The sequence below is a fragment of the Microbacterium trichothecenolyticum genome (genome assembly GCF_000956465.1).
Classification (GTDB): Bacteria; Actinomycetota; Actinomycetes; order Actinomycetales; family Microbacteriaceae; genus Microbacterium; species Microbacterium trichothecenolyticum.
In genome coordinates this window covers 210271-234871 of the sequence record NZ_JYJA01000037.1, presented here as the reverse complement: position 1 = coordinate 234871, position 24601 = coordinate 210271, and the positions used below count along the sequence as shown (strand labels likewise).

The following is a 24601-nucleotide window of genomic DNA, read 5'->3' as shown; positions in this document are numbered from 1 at the left end:
TCGCCCACATTCCGGTCACGGACTCGAAGACCTGGTGTTGAAAGCCGCCGGCCGGCCAGCTGTACTGCCCAGGGGGAGTAACTGCCGAGACCCAGCCCACTCACGCCGGTCGTCAACGCGCTCGAAGCGTCCTTGACGCACTCATTGCCCAGGGGCCACCGGGCGTCGGCCGCGCTACGCGCCCGACTTCTTCTGCGCCACCACAGCCGCCCCGATCAACCCACCCGCAGATGCCAGCAGCGCGAGAGCTCCAGTGATCATGGCGATCTCAACGGCCGTCGGCAACTCCAACGCCACCGACAGGACGCACAGAACAACGGCGAGACCCGCGACACACGCCGCAAGAGCGCCGACCGACTTCGTCTCCATGCTCGAACTCTACCGAGCGAACGCGACACCCATCGCACGTCAGACGCCGGAGCCAGGCGGGCTGCACCGAACCCGCCCATCGCCGCCCGGCGATGGGTCGTTCACTGCGACAGCCTGCCTGAAAGGCGGACCGATCGCCGCAACGTCGAGAGCGGTGACAGCGGCAAGCGGAGGGCAATGATCCCACGCCTGCTCGGAGCGGCGGCCCGTTCAGCGTGCTGGCCCGAGGTCGACGACTGCACGGTCACCCGTAAGAGCGTGTCCTACTCTCTGCCGTCCTCTAGGGGAATGAGCATGGTGCGGAACGGACCCGCGACGGCGTGGAGGTCCCAGATGCGATCGGCGACGTCGTCGATGCCATTGACAAGCTGAAGCTTGGGAATCGATCCCGGGATCACGAGTTGCGCGACTCGGACGCCCTCACCCTCGAGTGCGTCGTGGAGCATCTCACCGTAGGCGCTCTCGGCCGGGAACGCGACCGATGTGCCTGCGAAGTCGGCGCGTGCCTTCACCGATGTTCCGCCGTTGATCAGGATGACGCTGCCGTCTCCGGCCCCGCGCATTGCCGGCAGCACCGCACGCACTGCGTGGATGAGCCCGAGGGCCGAGAACTGCAACGCTTCCAGTGCCAGCTCCGGGGTCATCTCGAGGACCGGCTTCAGGTATTCACGCGCCGGAAGGGGGCTGTACTGCAACGCGGTGATGGGTCCCAACTCCGCCGCGGCCCGTGCAAGGGCTTCCCCAAGCGCGGTCGGCACTCGAACGTCCGCGGCGTACCCACGGGCGATCACGCCTCCGGCGTTGAGCTCCGCAGCCATCGCGTCAAGCTTCGACTGGTTCCTCGAGATCAGGGCTATCGAGAAGCCTTCGCGCCCAAACCTTCGAGCAACGGCCGCTCCGAGTCCCGGTCCAGCTCCGATGATCGCGATAACAGGCACGGTAGATTCCTTCGATTCATGGGTCTTGTCTCGACCATAGCGCTGGCCAGAGTGGGCGACAGGCTATCGTCCTCACCGAGGGAACCCCCCAATGGCCGACTGAGGATCCGCGGGTCAGAAGCCGTCCCGCAGCGCGCGGGACGATGCTTCCGCGCCGCGTAACGAGGACGTCGTGGGATGGACCGTCGCCCGTGTTCGCCGGCCCTCCCCACGACCGTTGAACGTACGATCAGCAGATGGATGACGAAGACGTCTCGGAGCTGGTTGACGGCGCAGCTCCAGCGCCGGTGAAGATCGCTCGCCTGTGGTGGGTGGTGTCGGCGGCCGGCGCGTTGCTGCTTGTCGTTCTGCTCGGTGCGGTGATCTTCTATCGCCAGGCGGACAAGCCGTTCGGTTTCGAGGTGGAGTGGATGGGAGAACTGGTCGAGGCTCGCGCGCCGGTGTTCACGGTCCCCGCGCTGGCCTTGAATTGGATCGGCGGGGGCATCAGCGGGGTCGCGATCGTTCCGCTGGTCATCATCGCCGGGCTGCTCATCTGGCGACGGCCGTGGGCGGCGCTCTATTTCGGCTGTGCCTCGATCGCGAGCGCGCTGGTGGTCCTCGTCATAAAGAACCTCGTGGGTCGTCCGCGTCCGACGGATATCCTCGTCGCGGCCGACGTCGGCTCGTTCCCGTCCGGCCACAGCGCGAATGCGGCGCTCATCGCCACAACGCTGGGAATCATCTTCTGGCGGACGTGGGTATGGATCGTGGGAGCCGCCTACACACTTCTGATGATGCTGAGCCGCACCTACCTCGGAGCGCATTGGATATCCGACACCGTCGGGGGGATGCTGGTCGGAGTCGGTCTTGCGGTGATCATCTGGGCCCCGTTTGCGTTTGTGCTCTATCGCGAGCGCCGCAAACCACATCCGCCGATTTGGGTGAAGGTTGCACCCTCCGCGGCGGCGATCCCTCAGCCTGGAGAGGGCTCACACTGACCAGCGGCCGCGAGGCGCCGGTTGTGCAGGGGAACGACGGCAAGGCCGGGCATCAGCGCAAAAGCGATGACGGCAACTGACCAGTACCCATTCGAGCTCGACCGAACCGGGACGTGCAATCGTCGATGAAGACAACTGATCAGCGGCAAGAAATCCCTGACCGTCGCCGGCGAACGGATAGCTGTGAGTGCGCGGTGCGAGTGAGCGTCCATGCCGGCGTGCTCTGCGAGCGGGGCCGGCCGGGATTCCGACCGGCCCCGGCAAGTCAGAGGCTCGCGAGGATCTCCTCCATGGTGGCGATCTCGGCGGTCTGCGAGGTGATGATGTTCTGCGCGAGCGCGAGCACATCGGCGTTCTGTCCGTTGTCGACTTCGTTCTGCGCCATCTCGATCGCGCCCTGATGGTGCTCGATCATCTGCTCGAGGAACAGACGGGATGCCTCATCGCGGTTGGCGCCCTCGAGGGCTTGCATGTCGGCAGGGGACATCATGCCGTCGCCCATCCCGCCCATGTCACCCATTCCGGTGCCCCAGTCATCGAGCCACGACTCCATCTGCTCGATCTCGGGCCCCTGAGCGGCCTTGATCTGCTCGGCGAGGGCGGTCACCTGCTCGTCTATGTCGTCCTTGGCGAGGATCACGTCGGACATCTCGATGGCCTGCCGGTGGTGGGGGATCATCATCATCGTGAACTGGATGTCGGTCTGGTTGACGTCGGCAGCCGATGCGGATGCGCCCATTCCGGGCATGTCGTCGTGCATGCCGCCATTGCTGGTGGTGTTGGCGCAGCCGGCCAGGGCGATCAGGGCGGTCAGCGTGATTGCGGCAACTGCCGCGGCACGGATCTTCATTTGAGTTCTCCTCAGTCGTTGGGTGGCGTGCACGATCCGAGTGATCGCGCGCGAAAGCTCTGCTGACCTGCGAAGGGTCAGCGAGGGCGTATCACGTGCGACTGATGCAGAGAACGAGAAGAGACGGTGGTTTCGAGAGCGGTGTCACCCAGGACAGCGGGGAGGGGCCGGCGCGGCGTAGCGCCGCTGTCCGGGTGATGCCAAGTCGTGGCAACAGGAGCAACAGCGAGACCACCAGAAAGGCGAGGACGCAAGTCAATGCCAGCATGCTCGTGTGACCGCCGCAGTCGCTGCAATGCTCCTCCGTCGCCGGTTGGGTGGTGCCGTGATCGGTGGCATTCGCGTCATGGACGGACACCACCGCCGTCGGTTCCGCGGGCGCAGTGTGGCTGTTCAAGGAGTGCATCGCGAGCAGCCCGACGATGATCGCAGCGGTGACACCGATGAGCAGCAAGACGGAACGGCGCAGCCCGCCTGGGCTGCGGCGCAGGTGATGCGCGAGGGCGATCATCGACATGTCACCTCCTCCGGTCCAGGCTAAATCGTCGACGCAGATGACGTGAAGCTGGTCTGTATCGCTGATGCCTGCTGCGGTGCCATCTGGGCTTCACACGACGGCGACGGCCGGTGCGGGCGGCCGGAAGCCGAGCACGAGATCGACGGGCACGACCACGCCAGGCGCCACGCGCAGCCTGGATTCGTGCGAGTGACCTCGCTGCGCAACCCCGGCATCCGGGCCGCCCTGGTGGCGGCGCTGCTGTTCGGTGCGGGCACGCCGATCGCGAAGCCAGCACTCGACATCGGGCACGGTCGTGCGTGAGGAGACGCGCGAGCAGAGATGAATCGCGATCGCGGCAGACGAAGGTAGAGGGTGAGTGAGTTCGGGCTCGTCTGCCGCGGTCGGCACGCTGTGCAGGTCCGTCGACGGCCTCTCGCCCGCGCCGACGTCGCGGGTGCCGCTGTGCCGCCTGACCCGAGTCCGGAATGCACATTCCGCGGCGGGAGAGAACCCCCTGTCCCCGGGCAGGGTGGACTCGCTACGCTTCGGCCGTGACCAAGAAGAGCGCCAAGAAGTCGTCCGTGAAACGTCTGAACAAGCGGCTGTACAAGGCGGAGCTGGAGCGGCTGCAGACCGAGCTGGTGGAGATGCAGCAGTGGGTCGCTTCGTCAGGGAACCGCGTGCTCGTCCTCTTCGAGGGTCGCGACGCAGCGGGCAAGGGCGGGGCCATCAAACGTGTGATGGAGTACCTGAACCCGCGGCACGCGCGCGTGGTCGCGTTGCCGAAGCCCTCCAAGAAGGAGCGCGGGCAGTGGTACTTCCAGCGCTACATCGAGCGCCTGCCCACCGCGGGGGAGATCGTGCTGATGGATCGCTCCTGGTACAACAGGGCCGGGGTCGAGCGTGTCCTGGGGTACTGCACCGAGGAGAAGTACCAGGAGTTCCTGCGCCAGGCTCCGGTCGTGGAGCATCTGCTCATCGAAGACGGGATCATCCTGATCAAGTACTGGTTCTCCGTCTCTGACGACGAACAGCAGGCGCGCTTTGCTTCCAGAGTCGGTGATCCGATGCGTCGATGGAAGCTGTCGCCGACAGACCTCGAGTCGATTCTTCGCTGGGAGGACTATTCGCGTGCGAAGGACGCGATGTTCGCTGCGACGGATACCAAGGAATCGCCGTGGTGGACCGTCGAGAGCGACGACAAGAGGAGTGCTCGGCTGAACGTGATCAGCCACCTGCTCAGCGCCATTCCCCACGGGCGGCTCGAGCTCGACGAAGTATCGATCCCCGATCGGCCGGATGGCGACGGCTACGAGCGACCGCCCGCAGACCAGTTCAACTATGTCCCTGACATCGCCGCCGACCTCAGTGCCGCCAAGTCGAAGAAGGCCGCCTGAGATGCGGGCTGCGATCGTCTGGAACCCGTCCAAGATCGAACGCGACACCCTCGAAGCGGAACTCGCGCAAGCCAGGGGGGAGGCCCCGATCGAGGACGTGCGGTGGTGGGAGACAACGGAGGAGGATCCCGGCCAGGGTGCTGCCGAGGCGGCCCTCGCGGCGGGTGCGGAGGTGCTGATCGTCGCCGGTGGCGATGGCACGGTCCGGGCAGTCGCCGAGCATCTCGCGAGCACATCAGCCGACGCCGAGATGGCGATCATCCCGCTCGGCACCGGCAACCTCTTCGCGCGCAACCTCGATATCCCCATCAACGACCTCGCGGCGGCGTTGGAGCTCGCTCTGGCGGGTGAAGCTCGACCGATCGACGTCGGCTGGGTCGAGATCGAGCGCGAGGGGGGCCCTGAACGGCACGCGTTCGTCGTCATGGTGGGTTTCGGGTTGGACGCCCACATGCTCGCCGAGACCGACGACGATCTCAAAGACAAAGCGGGATGGCTCGCGTACGTCGAGTCGCTCGGACGAGCATGGTCGGCCAGCGACGTCATCCCGTTCACCATCACCACGGATGACGGGGCGGCGCAGGACCGGGAAGGTCATACTGTCCTGGTCGCCAATTGCGGCACGCTCCAGGGCGGCATGCGGCTTGTCCCGGACGCAGACCCGTCAGATGGCGAGCTGGACTATCTCGTGCTGAGCGCGGAAGGGCTGGCGCAGTGGCTGGGGACGCTGAAGACGATGGTGTGGGACAACGGGCTGAAGAGACTCATCCACACGTCCGACGAACCGACCAGCACCGACTCGACCGAGCACGGTCGCGCTCGCAAGGTTGCCATCGCACTTCCTGATGCGCACGCGTTCGAGATCGACGGCGAGGAGGCCGGCGACGCTCGCGCATTCACGGTGACGATCCAGCCATCCGCCCTCCGCGTGCGATCGCTGATCACCGATACCCGCTAGTGTCGATGGGCGCTGCGGGGTCCGCGGCGGATCGCGAGAGAGGGCACCATGTCATCGACGTTCCGGATCGAAGGACTGCCCGAACTCGAGTGGACGCATTCCGCGTCCACGGCGCGGTACGACGAACAGGCCCGTGCCCTCGAGCTGACCTCTGCCGCCGGCGTCGACTGGACGAACGATGCGACGGGAGCACCGCCGCAGCACGAGGCATCCAGTCTCTCCTTCGTCGCCCCGGCTTCGCCCTTCACCCTGCAGGCGCGTGTCGAGGTGGTCGGCGAACGCACGACGTTCGACGCCGGCGCCCTGACGATCTGGCGCGACAGCGATCACTGGGCGAAGCTCTGCTTCGAGTTCTCACCGCAGGGCGAGGCGATGGTCGTCAGCGTGGTCACGCGCGGCCTGTCGGATGATGTGAACTCCGCCGTCGTCACGGACCGGGCGGTGTGGCTGCGGATCGCTTTCCTGGGCGGGGATGCGTGGGCGTTCCACGCCTCTCAGGACGGCGTCCGGTGGGACTTCGTCCGGCTGTTCTCGCTGGTCGACGGCGCCGCGCCGGTTCGGGTGGGTTTCATGGTCCAGGCACCGCTCGGGGACGCCTGCACCGCGGTGTTCGGCCAGATCGGTCTGCGTGCGACCCTCGTCTCGGATCTGCGCGACGGATCGTAGACGGATGCCGCGCCTATGAGTGGGCGCGAGTGCCGCCGCGTCGCGCGGCCAGGTACTCCGCGGGCATGCCGGGCCCGATGCGGATCGCCACCTCGTCCGCCGGCACGGAGCCGCACGCGTCGCAGGTCGCGGTGGCGTGGATCGCGCTGTCGCACACCGAGTGGCGGTAGAGGATCGGCGGATCGATCGGCGACGCCCACTCGTCGCCCCACTCCGTGAGGGCGATGAGGGAGACGGCCAGCGCCCGGCCCTTCGGCGTGAGCACGTAGTCGGCGGCGCCGTCCCGCTGCATGATGCCGGCGGTCACGAACGCCTCCAGTCGCGAGGTGAGGACGTTCGTCGCGATGCCCAGGTTGTGCTGGAAGTCGCCGAATCGCGTCACACGCGCGAACAGGGCGTCGCGGATGATGAGCAGGCTCCAGCGTTCTCCGACCATCTCGAGGGAGCGTGCGATCGAGCACACCTGGGTGTCGTACGTCCTGCCGAGCATGGCTCGAATCTATCACTTGCGTGATGCAAGTTGCGGCACTATGGTCGCTTGCATCACGCAAGTCATCGATCCGATCGGATCGCGAGCAAAGGAGCAGGAAGCATGACCGCGAGCTTCACCACGACGATCACCGTGAACGCCTCGGCGCAGGACGCGTTCGACGCGATCAACGACGTCTCGGGCTGGTGGGGCCGGACCACCGGTTCGACCACAGCGGTGGGGGGCGAGTTCGTCTACGTGGTCCCAGGCCTGCACTACAGCGGATTCCGGGTCACCGAGCTGGTGCCGGGCCGCCGCGTGGCGTGGCTGGTCACCGGCAGCCACCTCGACTTCGTCGCCGACAAGCAGGAGTGGAACGGCACGACCGTCCGGTTCGACATCCTCGAGGGGGAGGGCGGCACCCGCGTCGTCTTCACCCACGACGGGCTCACCGCCGACGACGACTGCTACGACATCTGCACCAACGCGTGGGGGATGTTCGTGAACGGCAGCCTCAAGGCGCGCATCGAGACGGGCGAAGGCGCGCCGTACGTCTTCGGCGGCGACGAGGAGCTGACCGCTGAAGACCACGATGAACTGCACAGTCAGGTCGCGGCGGCCAAGGGGCGTGTCGGTGGTGCCGCTTAGAGTGCGCCCATGCCGGAGCGGGTGGAACTGTGGTGGGCGAGGCGCCAGTTCTCGAAGGGCGTCGACGTGCCGTACCCCGTGGGCACCTACCGAATGCAGTGGGCGGCGTATCCCGCGCTCATTCGGCAGTATCACCCCGATCTGAACGCCGGCATCACCCTCACCCAGGTGCCGCCTGCCGCAGACGTGCTGCTGCTGTGGCAGTGCGAGGCGGGTCATACGTTCGCCGCGACTCCGTCGGAGCAGCGCGAGCGGCCCGGTCGCGAGCGGCGCCGCTCGGCGTGGTGCCCGGAGTGCTCCGCAGTGGCCAAGCCGCCTCGCATCGTCGCCCGATCTCCCACCGCGGAGCGCGCGCCGCGCCGCAAGCCTCTGCGGACACTGTGCGCCAAGACGCCTGATCTGCCGGTGGGGGAGCCGTTCGTGAGCGTGTGCGCGCCGAAGCCGGCGTCGGCGGTCGAGGCGCGGATGCGTGCCGATGTCTTCGCGATGCTGGCGGTCACGCCGGGGTTCACCGCGATCCGGACGCCGCGGCCCTTCTTCGATCACCTCGAGGTGTGGCCCGACATCCTCCTCCCTGAGCTCCGGGTTGCGCTCGAATACGACACCGTCGGCAAGCACGGGCTGGAGCATGTCGGCAAGCGCGAGGAGGCCGACCGGCGCAAGGACCGGGCTGTGCGCGCCGCGGGGTGGGAGGTGGTCCGCGTGCGCACGGGCAAGCTGGAGCGGCTCGGTCCGCACGACGTCGTGATGTCGGCGTGGACCACGCGCAGCCGGGAGGCGCTCCTCGACGCTCTGCGCGGCATCCGGGGCGCGCTCTTCGTCGATGCGTACCTGAGGTGAGTCCGCGCGTGAGGCGCGCGCGTGTCGGAGGTCGTCGCTACGGTGGTGGGCGGAGGGGACATGAAGACGAAGAGACTCGCCCGCACCCCGTCGCGTCTGCCGCGCCGAGGCCACGTTCTGGTGACCGTGTCGGTGGTCGACGAGAACGGATTCACCTCCCAGTACGAGACCGTCGAGGTGCCTGTCGGGGCGCTGCGCGACGGCGTCGCGGCGATCCATCTCGCAGCGGTGGATGCTGCCGCTGAGGCCGACAGCCGAAGCGCGTAGGCCGAACGAATCCACTGTTGCGCCGGGGCTTCTTGCGTCCTAGAATCGAACATAGATTCGACGAAGGAGGAGCATCATGCGGATGGTGGCACGTGAAGATGTTCAGGTCTGGTGCGAGCACGGGCGGCCGGTGCGACTCGTCGTCGATCATGAGCGGTGGCGCATCATCGACACCCCGACGCGCAGTGACGGCGGCCGGCTCTTCCAGAGCTGGCGGTTCACGGCGCGCAGTGATGTCGACCACCGCACGCGCGTGATGGACGTCGAAGAGGTCGACGGCCACTGGATGCTCGTCGCCGCGTGGGAGTGAGCGGGGGTCCGCGACAAGCCGGCCGGCTGTCGAAAGCGAGAAGATCCGGCGAACTTCACTCGTCTGCCTGAGTCAACCCCCTTGAAACCTGAATCGCTCGTCAGGTAACGTCCCGCAGGGCGGTTCCCCCCGAGCCGCTTCCGCGCTCTACAAGGAGGTACCAGCGCATGGCATCACCCCAGACACCCCCGGCCTCGATGAAGCAGTCGAGCCTGCGCCGGGTCGTCACGGCTTCGATGGCGGGCACCGTCGTCGAGTGGTACGAGTTCTTCCTCTACGCCACCGCCGCGACGCTCGTCTTCAACAAGATCATGTTCCCGCCGTCGGACGACCCGTACGCCCCCATCATCGCGGCGTTCGTCACGTACGCGGTCGGCTTCGTCGCGCGGCCGCTCGGCGGCATCGTGTTCGGCCACTTCGGCGACAAGTACGGGCGCAAGAAGCTGCTGCAGTTCGCGATCATCCTCGTCGGCGTGGCGACCTTCCTGATGGGGTGCCTCCCCACCTTCGACATGGTCGGCTACTGGGCGCCCGCGCTCCTGGTTGCGCTGCGCTTCGCGCAGGGCTTCGCCGTCGGCGGCGAATGGGGCGGGGCGGTGCTGCTCGTCGCGGAGCACTCGCCCAACAAGACGCGCGGCTTCTGGGCATCGTGGCCGCAGGCCGCCGTGCCGATCGGAAACCTGGTCGCGACCGTCGTCCTGCTCGTGCTCAGCCGCACGCTCACCGAGGAGCAGTTCCTGTCGTGGGGCTGGCGCATCGGCTTCTGGCTGTCCGTCGTGATCGTCGCGATCGGCTACTACGTCCGCACGCGGGTGACCGACGCGCCGATCTTCCTCGAGGTTCAGAAGGAGGTCGAGCAGTCCAAGGCACTGCGCTTCGGTGTGCTCGAGGTGATCAAGCGGTACCCGCGCGGGGTGCTCACGGCGATGGGCCTCCGCTTCGCGGAGAACATCATGTACTACCTGGTCGTGACGTTCTCGATCACGTACCTGGCGGTGGCGCTCAAGGTCGACACGGCCGAGATCCTCGGCCTCCTGGTCATCGCGCACATCGTGCACATGATCGTCATCCCGCTTATCGGCGGGCTGACCGACAGGATCGGCCGCAAGCCGGTGTACCTCATCGGCACGCTCGGTGCAGCGGCCTGGGGCTTCGTCGCCTTCCCGATGTTCGACACGCGCAACCCGGTGATCATCGTCGCCGCGATCTGCCTCGGCCTGTTCATCCACGCGTTCATGTACGCGCCGCAGCCCGCGATCATGTCGGAGATGTTCCCGACGCGCATGCGGTACTCCGGCGTCTCGCTGGGTTACCAGGTGACGTCGATCGTCGCCGGTTCGCTGGCGCCGATCATCGCGACCGCGCTCCTGGCCAGCACCGGCTCGTACGTCCCGGTCGCCGTCTACCTCGCGATCGCGGCAGCTGTCACGCTCGTCGCGGTCATCTCCATGCGCGAGACGAGGGCGTCGTCGCTGCACGAGCTCGACCGTCTCGACGAGGAGAAGCTGGCGGCCGAGAAGGAGTCGGTCGGCGCCTGAGGCCCACCCGGACCGCCTCGCCGCGCTGCGGCGGGGCGGTCCGCCGTTCCGCCACACGGCGGCGAGGCGTGGGTCGCCTACGCGCCTTGCGGAGTGCGGCGCATGCCCGGCACAGTCTGCGGGCGCAGCACCATCGCGGTCGTGATCCCGAGGAGCACGATGCCGATCGACTCGACGATCACGGTCTGGGGCACGAGGGTGAAGTCCCAGGTCTCGTGGATTCCGAACAACCCCACCGTGAGGGCGAGGACGAGCGCCCCGAGCGTGGCGATGAGGAACAGCAGGCTCAGCACGGTCACGAGCTGCAGGAGCCGATCGCGCAGGAGCAGCATCCCCGCCGCCAGGACGAGCCCGGCCACGGCGTTCAGGATGAACATCACCCCCAGCAGGCCCCCGACGCCGTTCAGAGCAAGATAGAAATGGATGCCGCCCGTGGCGAGGAGGGCGATCGCGCTGAGGATGCGCATGGTCCAGAGCGCCCGCCCGCTGGATTCGGTCATGGTCCTACCTGCTCTCTTCCGGAGGCGAGGTCGACGCCTTCTCGAGGGAAACGAGCGGGGCGCCGGCGAGGTTCAAACGCGCGAGCCAGAGCACATCGCGTCCGAAGGACTCGAGCACCAGCAGCAGCGCTCCGACCGCGACGAGGACATTCACCGGGGGCGGCAGCAGCTGGGACGCGACGACGGCGAGCGCGACGCCGCAGGCGGCCGTGACGACCTTGCGCCAGTATCGCGGCGGCAGCGTCTGCCTCATCCACGGAAGCAGGAACCCCGCGACCACGAACGCGTACCTGAGCAGGCCGATCGTGAGCACCCACCAGCCCACGTATCGCACGTCGTACACGCACAGCACCAGCAGCAGGAACGCGTCGACCTCCATGTCGAAGCGCGCACCCAGCTCGCTCTCGCTCCGGGTGCGTCGGGCCACGTAGCCGTCGACGCCGTCGAGGGCGAGCGCCACGGCGACGAGCCCGACGAGCAGGGCCGTCGTCACCTCGCCCGCGAAGGAAGCCACCACGAGGGCGGTCACGAGTCCCACGAGCACGGACCGCGTCGCGGTGACCGCGTTCGCGGGCCCGAAGCGCTCGACTCCGCCGCGACGGATGCCCCGCATCAGGAGTGCCGTCGACACGACGAGGTATCCGACGCCCACGGCCCACGCCGCCGCGGGCAGCCGCACCGTCGTCCCGGTCGCCGCCAACCCGGCGATTCCGGCCGCGACCCACCACCAGGGCACCCACTGAACTTTTCCCATGCGCGCTCCGTGTACTCCTCATGGCGGTCACGGGGAACACGAGACAGGGACCCGCTGAGGTTCACCGCGAGATTCCGGATGCTGCGACCGCCTGGTGGACGGTCGGCGCCGGGCGGGGCGAGTTCCGCCGCGAGCGGATGCCCGACATCTCAGACGGCGAAGCGTCGGTGCGCACCCTCTTCACCGGCGTCAGCCGCGGCACGGAGGCTCTCGTCGCCCGCGGCGAGGTGCCGACGTCGGAGCGCGAGCGCATGCGCGCCCCCTTCCAGGCCGGAGAGTTCCCCTTCCCGGTGAAGTACGGGTACCTCAACGTCGGGACGGTCCAACATGGACCGGACGCGCTTCAGGGCCGCACCGTGTTCTCGCTGTTCCCGCACCAGTCGCACTTCGTCGTTCCCGAGGAGGCGCTCCATCCCGTGCCGGATGCCGTCCCGCCGCGCCGAGCGGTGCTCGCCGGCGCAGTGGAGACCGCGGTCAACGTGCTGTGGGATGCCGCCCCGCTCGTCGGCGACCGCGTGGTCGTCGTCGGCGCGGGCATGATCGGGTGCGCGATCGCGCGCGTGGCGCGCAGCATCCCGGGTTCCGAGGTCACCCTCGTCGATGTCGACCCGGCGCGCGCGGCGACCGCCGAGGCGCTCGGCGTCGGCTTCGCCCTCGCGACGGAGGAGATCGCGCCGGCTGACGTCGTGATCGAAGCCAGCGGCGCGGGCGCCGGACTGCAGCTCGCGCTCGGCATCGCGCCCACGGACGGAGAGGTGATCGTCGCCAGCTGGTATGGCAGCCGCCCGGTCTCGCTGGAGCTCGGCGCGGACTTCCACTCCCGCCGCATCGCCCTCCGGCCGAGTCAGGTCGGTGCGATCGCCGCGCGCCGGAGAGGTTCCCGCACGACGCGCAACCGTCTTGCGCTGGCGTTGCGACTGCTGGAGGATCCTGCGTTCGACGAGCTTCTGTCGGGGGCCTCGACGTGGCGGCAGCTGCCGGAGGTCACCGCTGCACTCGCCGACGGCACCGCCGGCGAACTCTGCCACACGATCGATTGGACTGCCGAATGAGCTTCAGCGTCACCGTCCGCGACCACATCATGATCGCGCACAGCCTGCGCGGCGACGTCTTCGGCCCCGCGCAGCAGCTGCACGGCGCGACGTTCCTCGTCGACGCGACCTTCCGTGCCGACGAGCTCGACGGGCACGGCGTCGTCGTCGACATCGGTCGCGCGAGCGAGGTGCTCCGCGACATCGCAAGTGCGCTGACCTACCGCAACCTCGACGAAGAGCCCGACCTGCAGGGGATGAACACCACGACCGAGCGGTTGTGCCAGATCATCGGCGATCGTCTCGCCGCGCGGGTGAAGGACGGCGGCGTCGGCGAGGCGAACCTGAGCGGGATCGTCGTGACGCTGCACGAATCGCACGTCGCGTGGGCCTCCTACGAGGTGACGCTGTGACGGATGCTCCGTCCCTCCGCTTCGTCGTCCCTGCCGGGATCGACGACCCCCGACGTGTGAGCGGCGGCAACGTCTACGACCGGCACATCCGCGATGGACTCCGCCACCGCGGCTGGGAGGTGGACGTGTGCGAGGCGGCTGACGCGGGGGACGCAGCATCCGTCCTCCGTGGCGCGCCCGACGGGTCGCGGGTGCTCGTCGACGGACTCGTGGCGGGATGGGCGCCGGCCGCGATGGAGGAGGCGGCGGGGCGGGTGCGACTGACGGTGCTCGCCCACATGGTGACGGCGGCCTTCGCGGATGCCACGGATGCCGCGATCGACGCCGAACGCCGGGCCCTCGCGTCGGCGCACGACGTGCTCGTCACGAGCGAGTGGACAGCGGACGAGCTCGCCCGACGAGGACTCGCGGATTCGGATCGCACGGTCGTGGCCGTTCCGGGAGCCCGCCAGGCGGAGCCGCCGACGCCGTCCGGGGAGGGCGAGCTGCTGTGCATCGGGGTGATCGCCCCGCACAAGGGGCAGGACACGCTGCTCGCCGCGCTCGCCCGGCTGAGCGCCGACGACTGGACCTGCACGATCGTGGGGTCCGGCGAGGTGTTCCCGGAGTTCGCGGCGGGGATCGCCCGACAGGCCCACGCTCTCGGGGGCAGGGTGCGGCTCGCCGGCGTGCTCGACGAACGATCTCTCGCGGACGAGTACCGGCACTGCGCGCTGCTGATCGCCCCTTCCCGCGTCGAAAGCTCCGGGATGGCGATCGCAGATGCGCGGGCCCGGGGGATCCCGGTGCTGGGCGCCGACGCCGGAGGCATTCCCGACGCGCTCGCCGGCGGGGGAGGCCTGCTCGCGCGACCCGGCGACCCGGCCGCGCTCGCCGCGGCGCTGGAGACCTGGCTCTCCGACCCGTCACTGCGGGCGCGCCTGCGCCGCGAGGCGCTCGCCGCGCGCGCGACCCTGCCGACGTGGCGTGACACCGTGAGCCGCGTGGCCGCGGCATTGGAGGCGGCATGACCGCGATCTCGACGGCGACGGCCGGGTGGCTCGCGCTGCGGGCGCCGGCCGACGACGACGCGCGCTCCGCCGATCTCGCCCACGACCTGGCGCGGCTGATCGCGCCCGGCTCTGAGTCGGCGCCGGTCGTGCTGCACGACCTCGGCGCGGGCACCGGTTCGATGACGCGGTGGCTCGCTCCGCGACTGCCGGGACCTCAGAAGTGGGTGCTCCGCGACGGCGACGCCGACATCGTCGAGCACCTCGACCTGCGCACGGTCCTCGACGCGGCCGACTGTCCCATCACCTCGGACGTGGTCGTGGAGCACCTGGCCTCGCTGCCGCTGGACGCCTTCCGCGGTGCGGCGGCGGTGACGGCATCCGCTCTCCTCGATGTACTCACCGAAGCGGAGGCCGCCCACGTCGTCGCCGCCTGCGTCGCCGCAGGTACGCCGGCGCTGTTCAGCCTCTCGGTGACCGGCTCGGCGCGGCTTCGCCCCGCCGAGCGGCCCGACGCGCTCGAGCGCGCCATCGAGTCCGCCTTCAACGACCACCAGCGTCGGGACGCGTCGGGGCGACGGATGCTGGGACCCGACGCGGTGCCCGTGGTCGCCGGCCTCTTCGCCGACGCCGGCTGGATCGTGCGCACGGCGGCGACGCCATGGCGCCTCGCGCATCGCGAGACGGCGCTCATCGGCGAATGGCTGGACGGCTGGATCGCCGCCGCGCTCGAGCAGCGTCCCGAACTCGCGTCCGCCGCAGGCGAGTACCGCGAGCGCCGTCTGGCGCAGGCCGCGGGCGCGCGCCTGCGCGTGACCGTCTCGCACGAGGACCTGCTGGCATGGCCGCGCTGAGCGGCATCCCCCCGCGCGTGCGGTCGTTGCTGCGGATCGCCGCGGCGCTGGCCGTCGTGGCCGGGACGATCGGCGTTGTGGGCGTCGGGCCCTTCCTGCAGGGGCTGGCGTCGATCTCGCCGGCGACGATCCTGGTCGCCGTGGCGCTCGCCGCCGTCGCCACGGCGGCCGCGGCCTGGCGCTGGCGGATCGTCTCGGCAGGCTTCGGGCTCCCGCTCCCGTGGACCGAGGCGTTCACGTCGTACTACCGCTCGCAGTTCCTGAACACGGTGCTGCCAGGAGGGGTGGTCGGCGACGTGCATCGCGCCTACGTCCACGGTCAGCACCACGAGCGTGTCGACCTCGCCGCTCGCACCGTCGCGGCCGAACGGGTCGCGGGCCAGCTCGTCCAGGTCGTGCTCACGCTCGCGATCCTGCTGCCGCTGGGGCTGGCGTCGCCGCTGGCGCCGCTCGCATGGATCAGCGGTGCGATCGTCGTGCTCGCGATCGCATTCGTGGGAGTGGTCGCGGCGACCCGCCGCGGACGCGCCGCTCTGCTGCGGGAGTACCGGATGCTGCGCCCCGTCCTGACGCGGCCGGCCGCGCTGTGCGCGATCGCGGCCGCATCGATCGTGGTGGTCGCGGCGCACGCCGCCACCTTCGTGGTCGCGGGGCTTGCGGCGGGGGTGCACGCCGGCGCGGACGAGCTCGCCGTCGTGGCGCTGATCGTGCTCGGCGCCGCCGCGATCCCCGTCAGCATCGGCGGCTGGGGGCCGCGCGAGGCGGTCGCCGCCTCGGCGTTCGCTCTCGCGGGACTCGGCGCGGGAGCGGGTGTCGCGGTGTCGACCGCGTTCGGCGTGCTCACCGTGGTCGCCGTCCTGCCGGGCGCGCTCGCGCTGGTCGCCGACCGCTTCCGATCGGTGCCTGCGAGGAGCATCATCGTGAAGAGGAGATCCGCATGAGCGAGCGCCCGTACGTCACCCTCAGCTGCGCGATGTCGATCGACGGTTATCTCGACAGTGCCGAGCCGCACCGGCTCGCGATGTCGAACGCCGCCGACCTCGACCGCGTCGACGACGTGCGCGCTCTTCACGACGCGATCATGGTCGGCGCATCGACCGTGCGACGCGACAACCCCCGACTGCTGGTGAGGGATGCCGCGCGCCGCGCGCGACGGCGGGCTGCGGGGCGTCAGGAGTCCCCGGCGAAGGTGACGGTCACCGCGAGCGGGGACCTGTCGGCCGACGCCGCGTTCTTCACGACGGGCGAGGGGCCCCGCATCGTCTACTGCCCGCGCGAGCGCGCGGCGGAGCTCTCCGCCCGGCTCGGCCATCGTGCGGTCGTGGTCGGGATCGGCGACGAATGCGTCACGATGGACGCTCTGCTCGACGACCTCGGAGCCCACCACGGGATACGCAGCCTCATGGTCGAGGGCGGCGGCACGGTGCTGACCCAGTTCCTCGGCGCCGACCTCGTGGACGAGTTGCACCTGGTGGTCGCACCGTTCTTCGTGGGCGAGACCGCAGCTCCGCGGGTGGTCGGCCCCGCCGCCTATCCGTGGACGGCCTCGCGCCGCGCGCACCTCGCCGACACCCGCCAGATCGGCGACGTCGTCCTGCTGCGCTACGCGCTGTCCGACCGCTTCGGCATGCTCGACCCTGATCCAGAGCCGACGGGAGCCGGACGCATCGCCGTCGAACGCCCGTGAGCACGATGTCCGGCCTGCGGGTCGCCCCGGTCTGGCGCAGACGGCTCGCCCTCGCGGGTGCGATCGCCGCCCTCGTCGTCCTTCCCCTCATCCCGGGGGCTCTCGCGACCGGGTCGGTCGTCGACCTCATCCGCATCCCGGTCGAATCGATCGTGGTGCTGCTGGTGCTGACGCTGATCCCGTGGCGGATGCTGCGCCTCGCCGTAGCGACCGCCTTCGCCGTGTTCGTGGCCGTCGCCGTCCTCCTGGCGAGCATCGATCGCGGCTACGAGGCGGCGCTCGGCATCCATTTCGTTCCCCTCGACTGGCTGCAGCTGGGGGACGCGTACGGGGTCGTCGCCTCGGCGATCGGGCCAGGTCCGGCCAGCGCCGTGTTCACCGCGGCCGTCGCCGTGATCGTCGCCGTGGGGATCGCCGCGGGCTGGGGTGCGCTCCGCGTGGACGCTGCGCTGAGACGTCGAGGCGATCGCGGACGCAGCGCTCTCGCCACCGTCACCGTGGCCTGGATCGTGATGGCGGCGGTGGCGCCGCCCCTGCGGATCCAGGACCCGGTCGCGGCTGCGGCATCCGCCACATCCGTCGGCTCCGCGGTGTCGCGTACCGTGTCGGCGCTCGAGACCAGGGCACGGGTCGCCCGCGACGTCGCCGAGGATCCGTTCGCCACGCTGCCTGCGGCGGACCTGCTGACCTCACTGCAGGGCAAGGACGTGCTGTTCGTGTTCGTCGAGAGCTATGGGCGGGTCGCACTTGAGGGCGACCGCATCTCGGAGGGGGTGAACGACGTCCTGCGCCGTGGCGACGAGACGCTCGGGGCCCACGGGTACGCGACGCGGAGCGCCTGGCTGACCTCGCCCACGTACGGCGGCGTGAGCTGGCTGGCGCACTCGACCCTTCAGACGGGGGTGTGGGTCGACTCCCAGGCGGTGTACGACCTGGTGGTGCGGACCGACCGGCTGACCCTCAGCGCGGCGTTCGGCCGCGCGGGCTGGCGCACCGTCAGCGACGTGCCGTCGAACCGGCACCCGTGGGACGTCGGTACGTCGTTCTACCACTACGACACGCTGCTCGACGCGACGAACGTCGACTACCGCGGCCCTTCGTTCGGATACGCGCGCGTCCCCGACCAGTACACGCTCGAGCACTTCGCCGACCGGGTGCTCGCTGCTTCGGACCGACCCGTCATGGCGGAGCTCGACCTGGTGTCGTCCCACACCCCGTGGGCGCCGCTTCCCGAGCTCGTGCCGTGGGGCGAGGTGGGGGACGGCTCGATCTACGACGACCAGCCTGCGCGCAGTCAGCAGGCGAGCGAGGTCTGGAAGGACCCGCGTACGGTCCAGCGCTACTACGGGAGGTCCGTCGAGTACACGCTCGGGTCGATGCTGTCGTTCCTCGAGAACGTCGACGATCCGAACCTGGTCGTGGTCATGCTCGGCGACCACCAGCCGGCCGCGATCGTCAGCGGCGATGGCGCCACTCGCGACGTGCCCATCAGTGTCATCGCGAAGGACCCTGCGGTCCTCGACGCGATCACGGACTGGAACTGGACTCCCGGACTGCGCCCGTCGGACGCGTCGCCGGTGTGGCGCATGGATGCGTTCCGCGACCGCTTCTTCGCGGCATACGGCTCGGCCGGGTGACACCCTGTGCGCGCGCGTCGCGCCCGCTGGCAGGATGACGGCATGACGTTCACCCTGCGCGTGCCCGAGCCACGCGACGCGGCCGAGATCGCAGCGCTCCACGTGGCCACGTGGCGAGAGACGTACACGCACCTCCTGCCCGCCGGCTTCTTCGACGACGACTTCGTGCAGGGGCGCCAGAGCATGTGGACCCGCATCCTCGGTGACCCCCGCGACGAATGGCGCGTCTGGATCGCCGAGAGCGAGGGCCGCATCATCGGCTTCGCGACCTCGGGACCGGGCCAGGAGTTCGAGGGCGCGCCGCCGCCCTGCGAGCGCCAGCTCTACATGCTCTACGTCGCGGCCGCCGATCACGGCGGGGGAGCTGGGCAGTCGCTGCTCGATGCGGTGCTCGACGAGGGGCCCGCTGTGCTGTGGGTGGCGAAGCAGAACCCCCGCGCCATCGCCTTCTACCGGCGCAACGGGTTCGACTTCGACGGCGCCGAGCAGACAGACCCGATGGTGCCGTCGATCATCGACGTGCGCATGCTGAGGTGATCTGCGTCACAGGGTCTCAGCCCGAGAAGTCCGAGTCGTCGGTCCAGGCGGCGATGTCGACGCCGTGGTTGTCGGGTGAGATGAGGGTCCACCACTCCGGCGCGTGGGAGTCGTCGGCCATCCGCCCGCCCGCGGCCAGCGCCGCCGCGACGCGCGCCTCGACCTGATCGCGCGGCACGGAGATGTCGATGTGCGTGCGCCCGCGGCCCGGCTTGGGCGGGTCGAGAGGATGGAACCACACGTGCGGGTTGCGGCGCAGAGGGTCGATCGCGTCCTCGGCGCCGAGGGGGTCGTAGCCGAGCGCGGCGCTCCAGAACGGCCGGACGTGCGCGTCGGGTCCCTGGGCGACGGCGATGCCGACGACGGTCAGCACGGACGGGTCGGCCTCGAGGCCGAGTTCGCCGGCGGCACGTGACACGGATGCGGCGAGTTCGGCATCCTTCCGGCTCAGCGCCCCGTCGCGACGGCTGAAGGTCTTGACGAAGACGCCCTCGGGCCGGAGGTCGATGTCGGGATAGTGATCGAGACCCTCGGCGATCGCGGCGACCTCCGCCACCAGACGTGCGCCGTGGGAGAGCGATTCGGCGCGGAAGAAGGCGTGCGCGCCCCAGTAGAGGACCCGCCAGTCCGCCACGCCCTCGGACGCGTGGAAGGCCACGGGGCTGATCGTCTCGACGTCCGGGGCGATGGTGCCGTCGCCGAGCGGTGGCTGGGCGAGGATGATGCGGGCCAGCTGCTGCGGACGCGTCAGCTGCGGCCAGTGCCCCGTCGGCAGGTCGATGTAGGTCACGTCGCGCAGGCGCGCGAACTCCTGCACCGGCGGCGCACCCGCGTCGATCCAGCTCTGCAGGTCGGCGACCGTGTACTCGGTCGCGATGGCTGTGACCGGGATGTCGAGGCGGCGGTCGTCACCGAGGCGCTGGATGCCCGTGACGACGCCGGCGGGCGAGGGGATCGCATACGCGCGGAACGCCGTCATGCCGCCGTCGCCGAGATCGCGCAGATCGGCGTCATCGAACTCGCTCCACGGCGGCAGCGGCAGCTCGCCGCCCTCCGTCGCGAACCCGTCGAGCAGGGGGTCGCCGTCGGCCGTCGGGAAGCCTCCGATGAGGATCAGACGCGCGACACGATCGGGGCGCGCGTCGGCCGCCGCGTAGACGATGCCCGCGCCCGCGGAGTGTCCGACCAGGACGACCCGCTCGCCGGGCGCCTCGTCGATGGCGGCCACGACAGCCGCGACGTGGTCGGCCAGGGTGATCGCCGAGCGGTCGGCATCGGCCGATCCCATGCCGGGGAGGGTGAGCGGCACGGGCCGATGCCCTTCACGCTCGAGGGCCGGCGCCACCTCGTACCACGCCCATCCGCCCATCCACAGGCCGGCGACCAGGATGATGTCCATTCGTGCTCCTCGCGACTCCAGGGTGATGTCAGTGTCGCGCGCTCCGCCGACATCCGCCAGGATTCGGCGCGAAGGGGAATAGCGCGTTCGCGGGGTCGATTGAACCTGATACCCCTAGGGGGTATAACAGAAGCGTACTTCGACGAGGAGATCACCGTGACCGATCCGCATCGCGACCAGGACCACTCCGGGCACGACCACGACCACTCCGCTCATCAGGCCATGAGCGCGACCGCCACGACCGACGCCGACCACGCCGCGCACGCCGATCACGCCGATCACATGGGTCACGGAGGCCACGCCGGCCACGGCGCGGACCACGTCGCCCGCTTCCGCCGCCTGTTCTGGATCAACCTCGCCCTCGCGGTGCCCGCGGTCGCGTTCTCGGGCATGTTCGCGATGGTGCTCGGCTACACGCTGCCCGACGCCCCCTGGGTCCGCTGGATCTCGCCCCTGCTCGGCACCGTCATGTACTTCTGGGGCGGCTGGCCCTTCCTCTCGGGCGCCGCATCGGAGCTGCGCTCCCGCAAACCCGGCATGATGCTCCTCATCGGCCTCGCGATCACGGTCGCGTTCTTCGCGTCGTGGGGTGCGAGCCTCGGGCTGCTGCACCATGAGCTCGAGTTCTGGTGGGAGCTGGCCCTGCTCATCGTGATCATGCTGCTCGGCCACTGGATCGAGATGCGCTCACTCGCCCAGACGACCTCAGCGCTGGACTCGCTCGCGGCGCTGCTCCCCGACGAGGCCGAGCGTGTGGAGGGCGACCGCATCTTCACGGTCGCACCGTCCGAGCTGCGGCTCGGCGACGTCGTCGTGGTGCGCCCCGGCGGCAGCGTTCCCGCCGACGGCCGGATCGTCGACGGCGGCGCCGACATGGACGAGTCCATGGTCACGGGCGAGTCCCGGCCCGTCGTCCGCGGCGTCGGCGATCACGTGACCGCCGGCACGGTCGCCACCGACTCGGGGCTGCGGGTCGAGGTCACCGCGACCGGCGACGACACCACGCTCGCCGGCATCCGACGGCTCGTCGCCGAAGCGCAGAGCTCGACGTCGCGTGCGCAGCGCCTGGCCGACCGTGCGGCCGGCTGGCTGTTCTGGTTCGCTCTCGGCGCCGCTGCGCTGACCGCGATCGTGTGGACCATGCTCGGACTGCCCGACGAGGCGGTCGTGCGCACCATCACCGTGCTCGTGATCGCCTGCCCTCACGCGCTGGGCCTCGCGATCCCGCTCGTGGTGTCGATCGCCACGGAACGGGCCGCGCGCGGCGGCGTGCTGATCAAGGACCGTCTGGCGCTCGAGAGCATGCGCACGATCGGCGCTGTGCTGTTCGACAAGACGGGCACCCTCACGAAGGGCGAGCCGACGGTGGTCGACGTCGCATCCGTGGCGGTGACCGGCGAGGACCCGATCGATGCCGACGGCGTGCTCGCGCTCGCCGCGGCAGCCGAGGCCGACAGCGAGCACCCGCTCGCGAAGGCCATCGTGCGCGCTGCGAAGGAGCGCGGTCTCGCGGTCGCCCCCGCGTCCGGCTTCCAGTCGTCGCCGGCCGTCGGCGTCACCGCGACCGTCGAGGGGCATGTCGCGCGGGTGGGCGGCCCTCGCCTTCTCGACGAGATCGGCCGTGCCGAAATCGTGGCCGCGCGTGCCTGGCGGGACCAGGGCGCGATCGTGCTCCACGTCGTCCGCGACGGCTCCGTCGTCGGGGGCCTCGCGCTCGCCGACGAGATCCGCCCCGAGTCCCGCGAGGCCGTCGACGCGCTGCACCGGCTGGGCGTCGAGGTCGTCATGATCACGGGCGACGCCGAGCCCGTCGCGCGGTCCGTCGCCGAGGCGCTCGGCATCCGTCGCGTCTTCGCCGGGGTGCGCCCGGAGGACAAGGAGCGGAAGGTCGCGGAGCTGCAGAGCGAGGGCCTCAAGGTCGCGATGGTGGGCGATGGCGTCAACGACGCCCCCGCGCTCGCGCGGGCGGACGTCGGCATCGCGATCGGCGCCGGAACCGACGTGGCGATCGGGTCGGCGGGGGTCATCCTGGCGTCGAGCGATCCGCGCTCGGTGCTGTCGGTGATCGAGCTGTCTCGCGCGAGCTACCGCAAGATGACGCAGAACCTCTGGTGGGCCGCGGGCTACAACCTCATCTCGGTCCCGCTGGCGGCCGGAATCCTCGCCCCGATCGGCTTCGTGCTGCCGATGTCTGTCGGCGCGATCCTCATGTCGCTGTCGACGGTCGTCGTGGCGCTCAACGCGCAGCTGCTGCGCCGGCTCGACCTCAGCCCGGAACGGAGCGCCCGCGCGGTCCTCGACCGCTGATTCGGGAACCGGATGCTGCGCCCCGGCGCCGGGGCGCAGCATCCGCGATCCGTGCCTCCGGAGGTCGCGGAGATAGGGTTTGAGGATGACGACGACTCCTCCCGGCTGGTACGACGACGGTCACGGCGCGCTGCGCTGGTGGGACGGGACGCAGTGGACGGAGCACGTCGCTCAGCCCGACCCGGAGGCGTCGCCGGCCCCGACGGAGGCCGAGATCGTCGCCGGAGCCGAGGCATCGGGGGAGAGCCAGCAGGAGGCGTTCGCGTCGCAGCCCGTCTCCCCGGCGGCGCAGCCGTACCCGGCGCAGCCGTACCCGGTGCAGGAAGGGTACGCGCCGGTCGAGGGGTCTCCGCAGGGCGTGTACCCCGGAACACCGGCAGGCGTCGCTCCTGCCGGTGGCGGCTTCACGGCGGCGACCGAGCCGCGGAGAACGTCGAAGCTCTGGATCGTGTGGGTGGTGCTCGGCGTGGTGCTGCTCGGCATCGTGATCGCCGCAGCCGTCGTGATCCCGCTGCTGCTCCTGTCGGCGTCGACCGCGAACAGCGCCGGCCAGTCCGATGACGAGCGAGCCGCCGTCGCGACCGTGGGCCTGTACGACGACGCGTGGCAGGAGGGCGACTGCGACTCGTTCGCCGCCGCCACGTCCGAGAACTTCCGCGACACCGTCGGGCTGCTCGACTGCGCGACGTTCGAATCGCAGGCATCCGCCTTCGACGAGAACTTCGACGACTACGAGATCAAGGTCACCGACGTGGAGACCATCGGCGACCAGGTCGCGGTGACGACGAACGAGACGTACACCGCGCTCGTCGACGAGGACGGCCAGCCGACCGACCCCGCGCCCGGCGCCACGGTGTACCACTACACGCTGGTGCAGTCGGACGGCGAGTGGGTCATCGACGACCTGTCGTACGAATGACCCCGCCCGAGACGGCGCGCCCTCTCCACGACGCCAGGTTCTTCCTGACCTGCGTCGGCATCGGCCTCGTTGCAGGTCTCCTGTCGGGCCTGTTCGGCGTGGGCGGCGGCACGGTCATCGTGCCGTTCCTGGTGCTCTTCCTCCGCTTCGACCAGCGGCTCGCCGCGGGCACATCGCTCGCCGCGATCGTGCCCACCGCGACGGTGGGCGTCATCTCGTACGCCGTGCACGGCTCGGTCGCCTGGATCCCCGCGCTGCTGCTCGCCGCGGGCGCGGTCGTCGGCGCCCAGATCGGCACGTGGCTGCTGCCGCGGCTCTCGCTGACGGTGCTGCGATGGGCGTTCGTCGGCTTCCTCGCCGCAGTGATCGTCAGCCTCTTCATCGTGATCCCGTCCCGCGATGCCCAGTTCTCCCTCACCTGGGTGAGCGGAGTCCTGCTCGTCGTGCTGGGGGTGGTCACCGGCATCCTGTCGGGGCTGATCGGCGTCGGCGGCGGGATCATCGTGGTGCCGGCGCTCATGGTGCTGTTCGGCACGAGCGATCTCGTGGCCAAGGGCACGTCGTTGCTCATGATGATCCCGACGGCCGTCTCGGGAACGGTCGGCAACATCCGGCGGCGAAACGTCGACCTCGTCGCGGCGGCGATCGTCGGCGTCGCGGCGTGCACCACCACGGCGCTCGGCGCGTGGGCGGCGACGCTCATCGATCCCTTCGTCGGCAACATGCTGTTCGCGGCGTACCTCGTGATCATCGCGGTGCAGATGGGCCTGCGGGCCTGGCGCGGGCGCCCTCGCCCGACGACCGGCCCGGCCGGCCCGGGGGATGCTGCTCGGTAGGATGGGCGG

General features: G+C 70.0%; 28 protein-coding genes. 20 read left to right on the top strand and 8 right to left on the bottom strand.

Annotation, left to right across the window (positions count from 1 at the left end; genetic code table 11):
* Window positions 1-174: 174 nt before the first annotated feature.
* Entirely contained in the window at window positions 175-369 is a 195-nt protein-coding gene (locus tag RS82_RS14100) for a hypothetical protein (protein ID WP_045300466.1), read from the bottom strand.
* A gap of 263 nt (window positions 370-632) precedes the next feature.
* The gene (locus RS82_RS14095) at window positions 633-1307 is read right to left on the bottom strand and encodes an SDR family NAD(P)-dependent oxidoreductase (protein ID WP_045300464.1); all 675 of its coding nucleotides are present in this window, start codon (window positions 1305-1307) and stop codon (window positions 633-635) included.
* Window positions 1308-1543: 236 nt separating this feature from the next.
* Here RS82_RS14095 and RS82_RS14090 point away from each other — a divergent pair, with 236 nt between their 5' ends.
* On the top strand, window positions 1544-2287 hold the full coding sequence (locus RS82_RS14090; RefSeq protein ID WP_045300462.1) for a phosphatase PAP2 family protein: 744 nt from the start codon (window positions 1544-1546) through the stop codon (window positions 2285-2287).
* Between the two features lie 265 nt (window positions 2288-2552).
* On the opposite strand, the gene RS82_RS14085 is transcribed toward RS82_RS14090, so the two are convergent.
* Together RS82_RS14085 and RS82_RS14080 are read right to left on the bottom strand one after the other, a co-directional pair.
* Entirely contained in the window at window positions 2553-3137 is a 585-nt protein-coding gene (locus tag RS82_RS14085) for a DUF305 domain-containing protein (protein ID WP_045300460.1), read from the bottom strand.
* A 91-nt stretch (window positions 3138-3228) separates the two neighbouring features.
* Window positions 3229-3654, bottom strand: coding sequence for a DUF6153 family protein (locus RS82_RS14080; protein WP_052676843.1), 426 nt, complete (start codon window positions 3652-3654; stop codon window positions 3229-3231).
* Window positions 3655-4187: 533 nt separating this feature from the next.
* On the opposite strand from RS82_RS14080, the gene ppk2 reads away from it, so the two are divergent.
* The 3 genes from ppk2 to RS82_RS14065 are packed head-to-tail and all read left to right on the top strand — an operon-like array spanning window position 4188 to window position 6657.
* On the top strand, window positions 4188-5033 hold the full coding sequence (ppk2, locus tag RS82_RS14075) for a polyphosphate kinase 2 (RefSeq protein ID WP_045300459.1): 846 nt from the start codon (window positions 4188-4190) through the stop codon (window positions 5031-5033).
* Window positions 4978-5991: a diacylglycerol/lipid kinase family protein gene (locus tag RS82_RS14070; protein ID WP_342666942.1), complete on the top strand. Its 1014-nt coding sequence runs from the start codon at window positions 4978-4980 to the stop codon at window positions 5989-5991. Before ppk2 ends, RS82_RS14070 begins: the two co-directional genes overlap by 56 nt.
* Before the next feature lie 48 nt (window positions 5992-6039).
* Window positions 6040-6657 carry a DUF1349 domain-containing protein gene (locus tag RS82_RS14065; protein WP_045300455.1) on the top strand — a complete coding sequence of 206 codons (618 nt, stop codon included), beginning with the start codon at window positions 6040-6042 and terminating at the stop codon, window positions 6655-6657.
* Between the two features lie 13 nt (window positions 6658-6670).
* On the opposite strand, the gene RS82_RS14060 is transcribed toward RS82_RS14065, so the two are convergent.
* Window positions 6671-7147 (bottom strand): winged helix-turn-helix transcriptional regulator, encoded by a 477-nt coding sequence (locus RS82_RS14060; RefSeq protein WP_045300453.1) that lies wholly within the window; start codon window positions 7145-7147, stop codon window positions 6671-6673.
* A gap of 102 nt (window positions 7148-7249) precedes the next feature.
* Here RS82_RS14060 and RS82_RS14055 point away from each other — a divergent pair, with 102 nt between their 5' ends.
* From RS82_RS14055 to RS82_RS14035, 5 genes are all read left to right on the top strand, one after another.
* Window positions 7250-7774 (top strand): SRPBCC family protein, encoded by a 525-nt coding sequence (locus RS82_RS14055; protein ID WP_084695655.1) that lies wholly within the window; start codon window positions 7250-7252, stop codon window positions 7772-7774.
* 9 nt (window positions 7775-7783) lie between these two features.
* Complete coding sequence (locus RS82_RS14050; protein ID WP_045300451.1) at window positions 7784-8614, top strand: zinc-ribbon domain-containing protein; 831 nt, start codon at window positions 7784-7786, stop codon at window positions 8612-8614.
* A gap of 60 nt (window positions 8615-8674) precedes the next feature.
* Window positions 8675-8881 carry a hypothetical protein gene (locus tag RS82_RS14045; RefSeq protein WP_045300449.1) on the top strand — a complete coding sequence of 69 codons (207 nt, stop codon included), beginning with the start codon at window positions 8675-8677 and terminating at the stop codon, window positions 8879-8881.
* 82 nt (window positions 8882-8963) lie between these two features.
* The gene (locus RS82_RS14040; protein ID WP_157005585.1) at window positions 8964-9191 is read left to right on the top strand and encodes a hypothetical protein; all 228 of its coding nucleotides are present in this window, start codon (window positions 8964-8966) and stop codon (window positions 9189-9191) included.
* A 167-nt stretch (window positions 9192-9358) separates the two neighbouring features.
* The gene (locus RS82_RS14035; protein WP_045300445.1) at window positions 9359-10729 is read left to right on the top strand and encodes an MFS transporter; all 1371 of its coding nucleotides are present in this window, start codon (window positions 9359-9361) and stop codon (window positions 10727-10729) included.
* Between the two features lie 77 nt (window positions 10730-10806).
* Here RS82_RS14035 and RS82_RS14030 read toward each other — a convergent pair whose 3' ends face one another.
* Both RS82_RS14030 and RS82_RS14025 read right to left on the bottom strand, forming a co-directional pair.
* Window positions 10807-11229, bottom strand: coding sequence for a hypothetical protein (locus tag RS82_RS14030; RefSeq protein ID WP_045300443.1), 423 nt, complete (start codon window positions 11227-11229; stop codon window positions 10807-10809).
* Window positions 11230-11233: 4 nt separating this feature from the next.
* Window positions 11234-11983, bottom strand: coding sequence for a CDP-alcohol phosphatidyltransferase family protein (locus tag RS82_RS14025; protein WP_045300441.1), 750 nt, complete (start codon window positions 11981-11983; stop codon window positions 11234-11236).
* Between the two features lie 20 nt (window positions 11984-12003).
* Here RS82_RS14025 and RS82_RS14020 point away from each other — a divergent pair, with 20 nt between their 5' ends.
* Genes RS82_RS14020 through RS82_RS13985 form a run of 8 tightly spaced genes read left to right on the top strand, consistent with a single transcriptional unit; the run spans window position 12004 to window position 19131 of the window.
* Window positions 12004-13035 (top strand): zinc-dependent alcohol dehydrogenase, encoded by a 1032-nt coding sequence (locus RS82_RS14020; RefSeq protein WP_084695654.1) that lies wholly within the window; start codon window positions 12004-12006, stop codon window positions 13033-13035.
* Complete coding sequence (locus tag RS82_RS14015) at window positions 13032-13427, top strand: 6-pyruvoyl trahydropterin synthase family protein (protein WP_045300439.1); 396 nt, start codon at window positions 13032-13034, stop codon at window positions 13425-13427. The genes RS82_RS14020 and RS82_RS14015 overlap by 4 nt, the downstream gene beginning before the upstream one ends.
* The gene (locus tag RS82_RS14010) at window positions 13424-14437 is read left to right on the top strand and encodes a glycosyltransferase family 4 protein (RefSeq protein WP_045300437.1); all 1014 of its coding nucleotides are present in this window, start codon (window positions 13424-13426) and stop codon (window positions 14435-14437) included. The genes RS82_RS14015 and RS82_RS14010 overlap by 4 nt, the downstream gene beginning before the upstream one ends.
* Window positions 14434-15270 carry a hypothetical protein gene (locus RS82_RS14005; RefSeq protein ID WP_045300435.1) on the top strand — a complete coding sequence of 279 codons (837 nt, stop codon included), beginning with the start codon at window positions 14434-14436 and terminating at the stop codon, window positions 15268-15270. Before RS82_RS14010 ends, RS82_RS14005 begins: the two co-directional genes overlap by 4 nt.
* Window positions 15258-16211 carry a lysylphosphatidylglycerol synthase transmembrane domain-containing protein gene (locus RS82_RS14000; RefSeq protein ID WP_045300433.1) on the top strand — a complete coding sequence of 318 codons (954 nt, stop codon included), beginning with the start codon at window positions 15258-15260 and terminating at the stop codon, window positions 16209-16211. Before RS82_RS14005 ends, RS82_RS14000 begins: the two co-directional genes overlap by 13 nt.
* Window positions 16208-16957, top strand: a complete 750-nt coding sequence (locus RS82_RS13995; RefSeq protein WP_045300431.1) for a RibD family protein — start codon at window positions 16208-16210, stop codon at window positions 16955-16957. Before RS82_RS14000 ends, RS82_RS13995 begins: the two co-directional genes overlap by 4 nt.
* Entirely contained in the window at window positions 16954-18594 is a 1641-nt protein-coding gene (locus RS82_RS13990; protein WP_052676842.1) for an alkaline phosphatase family protein, read from the top strand. The genes RS82_RS13995 and RS82_RS13990 overlap by 4 nt, the downstream gene beginning before the upstream one ends.
* Window positions 18595-18636: 42 nt before the next feature.
* Window positions 18637-19131, top strand: coding sequence for a GNAT family N-acetyltransferase (locus RS82_RS13985; RefSeq protein WP_045300429.1), 495 nt, complete (start codon window positions 18637-18639; stop codon window positions 19129-19131).
* 16 nt (window positions 19132-19147) lie between these two features.
* Here the strand turns inward: RS82_RS13985 and RS82_RS21995 are convergent, their stop codons facing one another.
* Window positions 19148-20530 (bottom strand): alpha/beta fold hydrolase, encoded by a 1383-nt coding sequence (locus tag RS82_RS21995; RefSeq protein ID WP_342666940.1) that lies wholly within the window; start codon window positions 20528-20530, stop codon window positions 19148-19150.
* A gap of 156 nt (window positions 20531-20686) precedes the next feature.
* Here RS82_RS21995 and RS82_RS13975 point away from each other — a divergent pair, with 156 nt between their 5' ends.
* The 3 genes from RS82_RS13975 (at window position 20687) to RS82_RS13965 (ending at window position 24592) form a co-directional block, all read left to right on the top strand.
* Entirely contained in the window at window positions 20687-22837 is a 2151-nt protein-coding gene (locus tag RS82_RS13975; protein ID WP_425411893.1) for a heavy metal translocating P-type ATPase, read from the top strand.
* Window positions 22838-22922: 85 nt separating this feature from the next.
* Window positions 22923-23756 carry a DUF2510 domain-containing protein gene (locus tag RS82_RS13970; protein ID WP_045300427.1) on the top strand — a complete coding sequence of 278 codons (834 nt, stop codon included), beginning with the start codon at window positions 22923-22925 and terminating at the stop codon, window positions 23754-23756.
* Window positions 23753-24592: a sulfite exporter TauE/SafE family protein gene (locus RS82_RS13965; protein WP_045300425.1), complete on the top strand. Its 840-nt coding sequence runs from the start codon at window positions 23753-23755 to the stop codon at window positions 24590-24592. Before RS82_RS13970 ends, RS82_RS13965 begins: the two co-directional genes overlap by 4 nt.
* The last annotated feature ends 9 nt before the right edge of the window (window positions 24593-24601 follow it).

Coding starts and splice junctions, on each gene's coding strand:
- RS82_RS14100 (WP_045300466.1), bottom strand. CDS start 369: ATGGAGACGAAGTCGGTCGGCGCTCTTGCGGCGTGTGTCGCGGGTCTC.
- RS82_RS14090 (WP_045300462.1), top strand. CDS start 1,544: ATGGATGACGAAGACGTCTCGGAGCTGGTTGACGGCGCAGCTCCAGCG.
- RS82_RS14085 (WP_045300460.1), bottom strand. CDS start 3,137: ATGAAGATCCGTGCCGCGGCAGTTGCCGCAATCACGCTGACCGCCCTG.
- RS82_RS14080 (WP_052676843.1), bottom strand. CDS start 3,654: ATGTCGATGATCGCCCTCGCGCATCACCTGCGCCGCAGCCCAGGCGGG.
- RS82_RS14070 (WP_342666942.1), top strand. CDS start 4,978: ATGTCCCTGACATCGCCGCCGACCTCAGTGCCGCCAAGTCGAAGAAGG.
- RS82_RS14065 (WP_045300455.1), top strand. CDS start 6,040: ATGTCATCGACGTTCCGGATCGAAGGACTGCCCGAACTCGAGTGGACG.
- RS82_RS14060 (WP_045300453.1), bottom strand. CDS start 7,147: ATGCTCGGCAGGACGTACGACACCCAGGTGTGCTCGATCGCACGCTCC.
- RS82_RS14055 (WP_084695655.1), top strand. CDS start 7,250: ATGACCGCGAGCTTCACCACGACGATCACCGTGAACGCCTCGGCGCAG.
- RS82_RS14050 (WP_045300451.1), top strand. CDS start 7,784: ATGCCGGAGCGGGTGGAACTGTGGTGGGCGAGGCGCCAGTTCTCGAAG.
- RS82_RS14045 (WP_045300449.1), top strand. CDS start 8,675: ATGAAGACGAAGAGACTCGCCCGCACCCCGTCGCGTCTGCCGCGCCGA.
- RS82_RS14040 (WP_157005585.1), top strand. CDS start 8,964: ATGGTGGCACGTGAAGATGTTCAGGTCTGGTGCGAGCACGGGCGGCCG.
- RS82_RS14035 (WP_045300445.1), top strand. CDS start 9,359: ATGGCATCACCCCAGACACCCCCGGCCTCGATGAAGCAGTCGAGCCTG.
- RS82_RS14030 (WP_045300443.1), bottom strand. CDS start 11,229: ATGACCGAATCCAGCGGGCGGGCGCTCTGGACCATGCGCATCCTCAGC.
- RS82_RS14025 (WP_045300441.1), bottom strand. CDS start 11,983: ATGGGAAAAGTTCAGTGGGTGCCCTGGTGGTGGGTCGCGGCCGGAATC.
- RS82_RS14020 (WP_084695654.1), top strand. CDS start 12,004: ATGGCGGTCACGGGGAACACGAGACAGGGACCCGCTGAGGTTCACCGC.
- RS82_RS14015 (WP_045300439.1), top strand. CDS start 13,032: ATGAGCTTCAGCGTCACCGTCCGCGACCACATCATGATCGCGCACAGC.
- RS82_RS14005 (WP_045300435.1), top strand. CDS start 14,434: ATGACCGCGATCTCGACGGCGACGGCCGGGTGGCTCGCGCTGCGGGCG.
- RS82_RS14000 (WP_045300433.1), top strand. CDS start 15,258: ATGGCCGCGCTGAGCGGCATCCCCCCGCGCGTGCGGTCGTTGCTGCGG.
- RS82_RS13995 (WP_045300431.1), top strand. CDS start 16,208: ATGAGCGAGCGCCCGTACGTCACCCTCAGCTGCGCGATGTCGATCGAC.
- RS82_RS13985 (WP_045300429.1), top strand. CDS start 18,637: ATGACGTTCACCCTGCGCGTGCCCGAGCCACGCGACGCGGCCGAGATC.
- RS82_RS21995 (WP_342666940.1), bottom strand. CDS start 20,530: ATGGACATCATCCTGGTCGCCGGCCTGTGGATGGGCGGATGGGCGTGG.
- RS82_RS13970 (WP_045300427.1), top strand. CDS start 22,923: ATGACGACGACTCCTCCCGGCTGGTACGACGACGGTCACGGCGCGCTG.
- RS82_RS13965 (WP_045300425.1), top strand. CDS start 23,753: ATGACCCCGCCCGAGACGGCGCGCCCTCTCCACGACGCCAGGTTCTTC.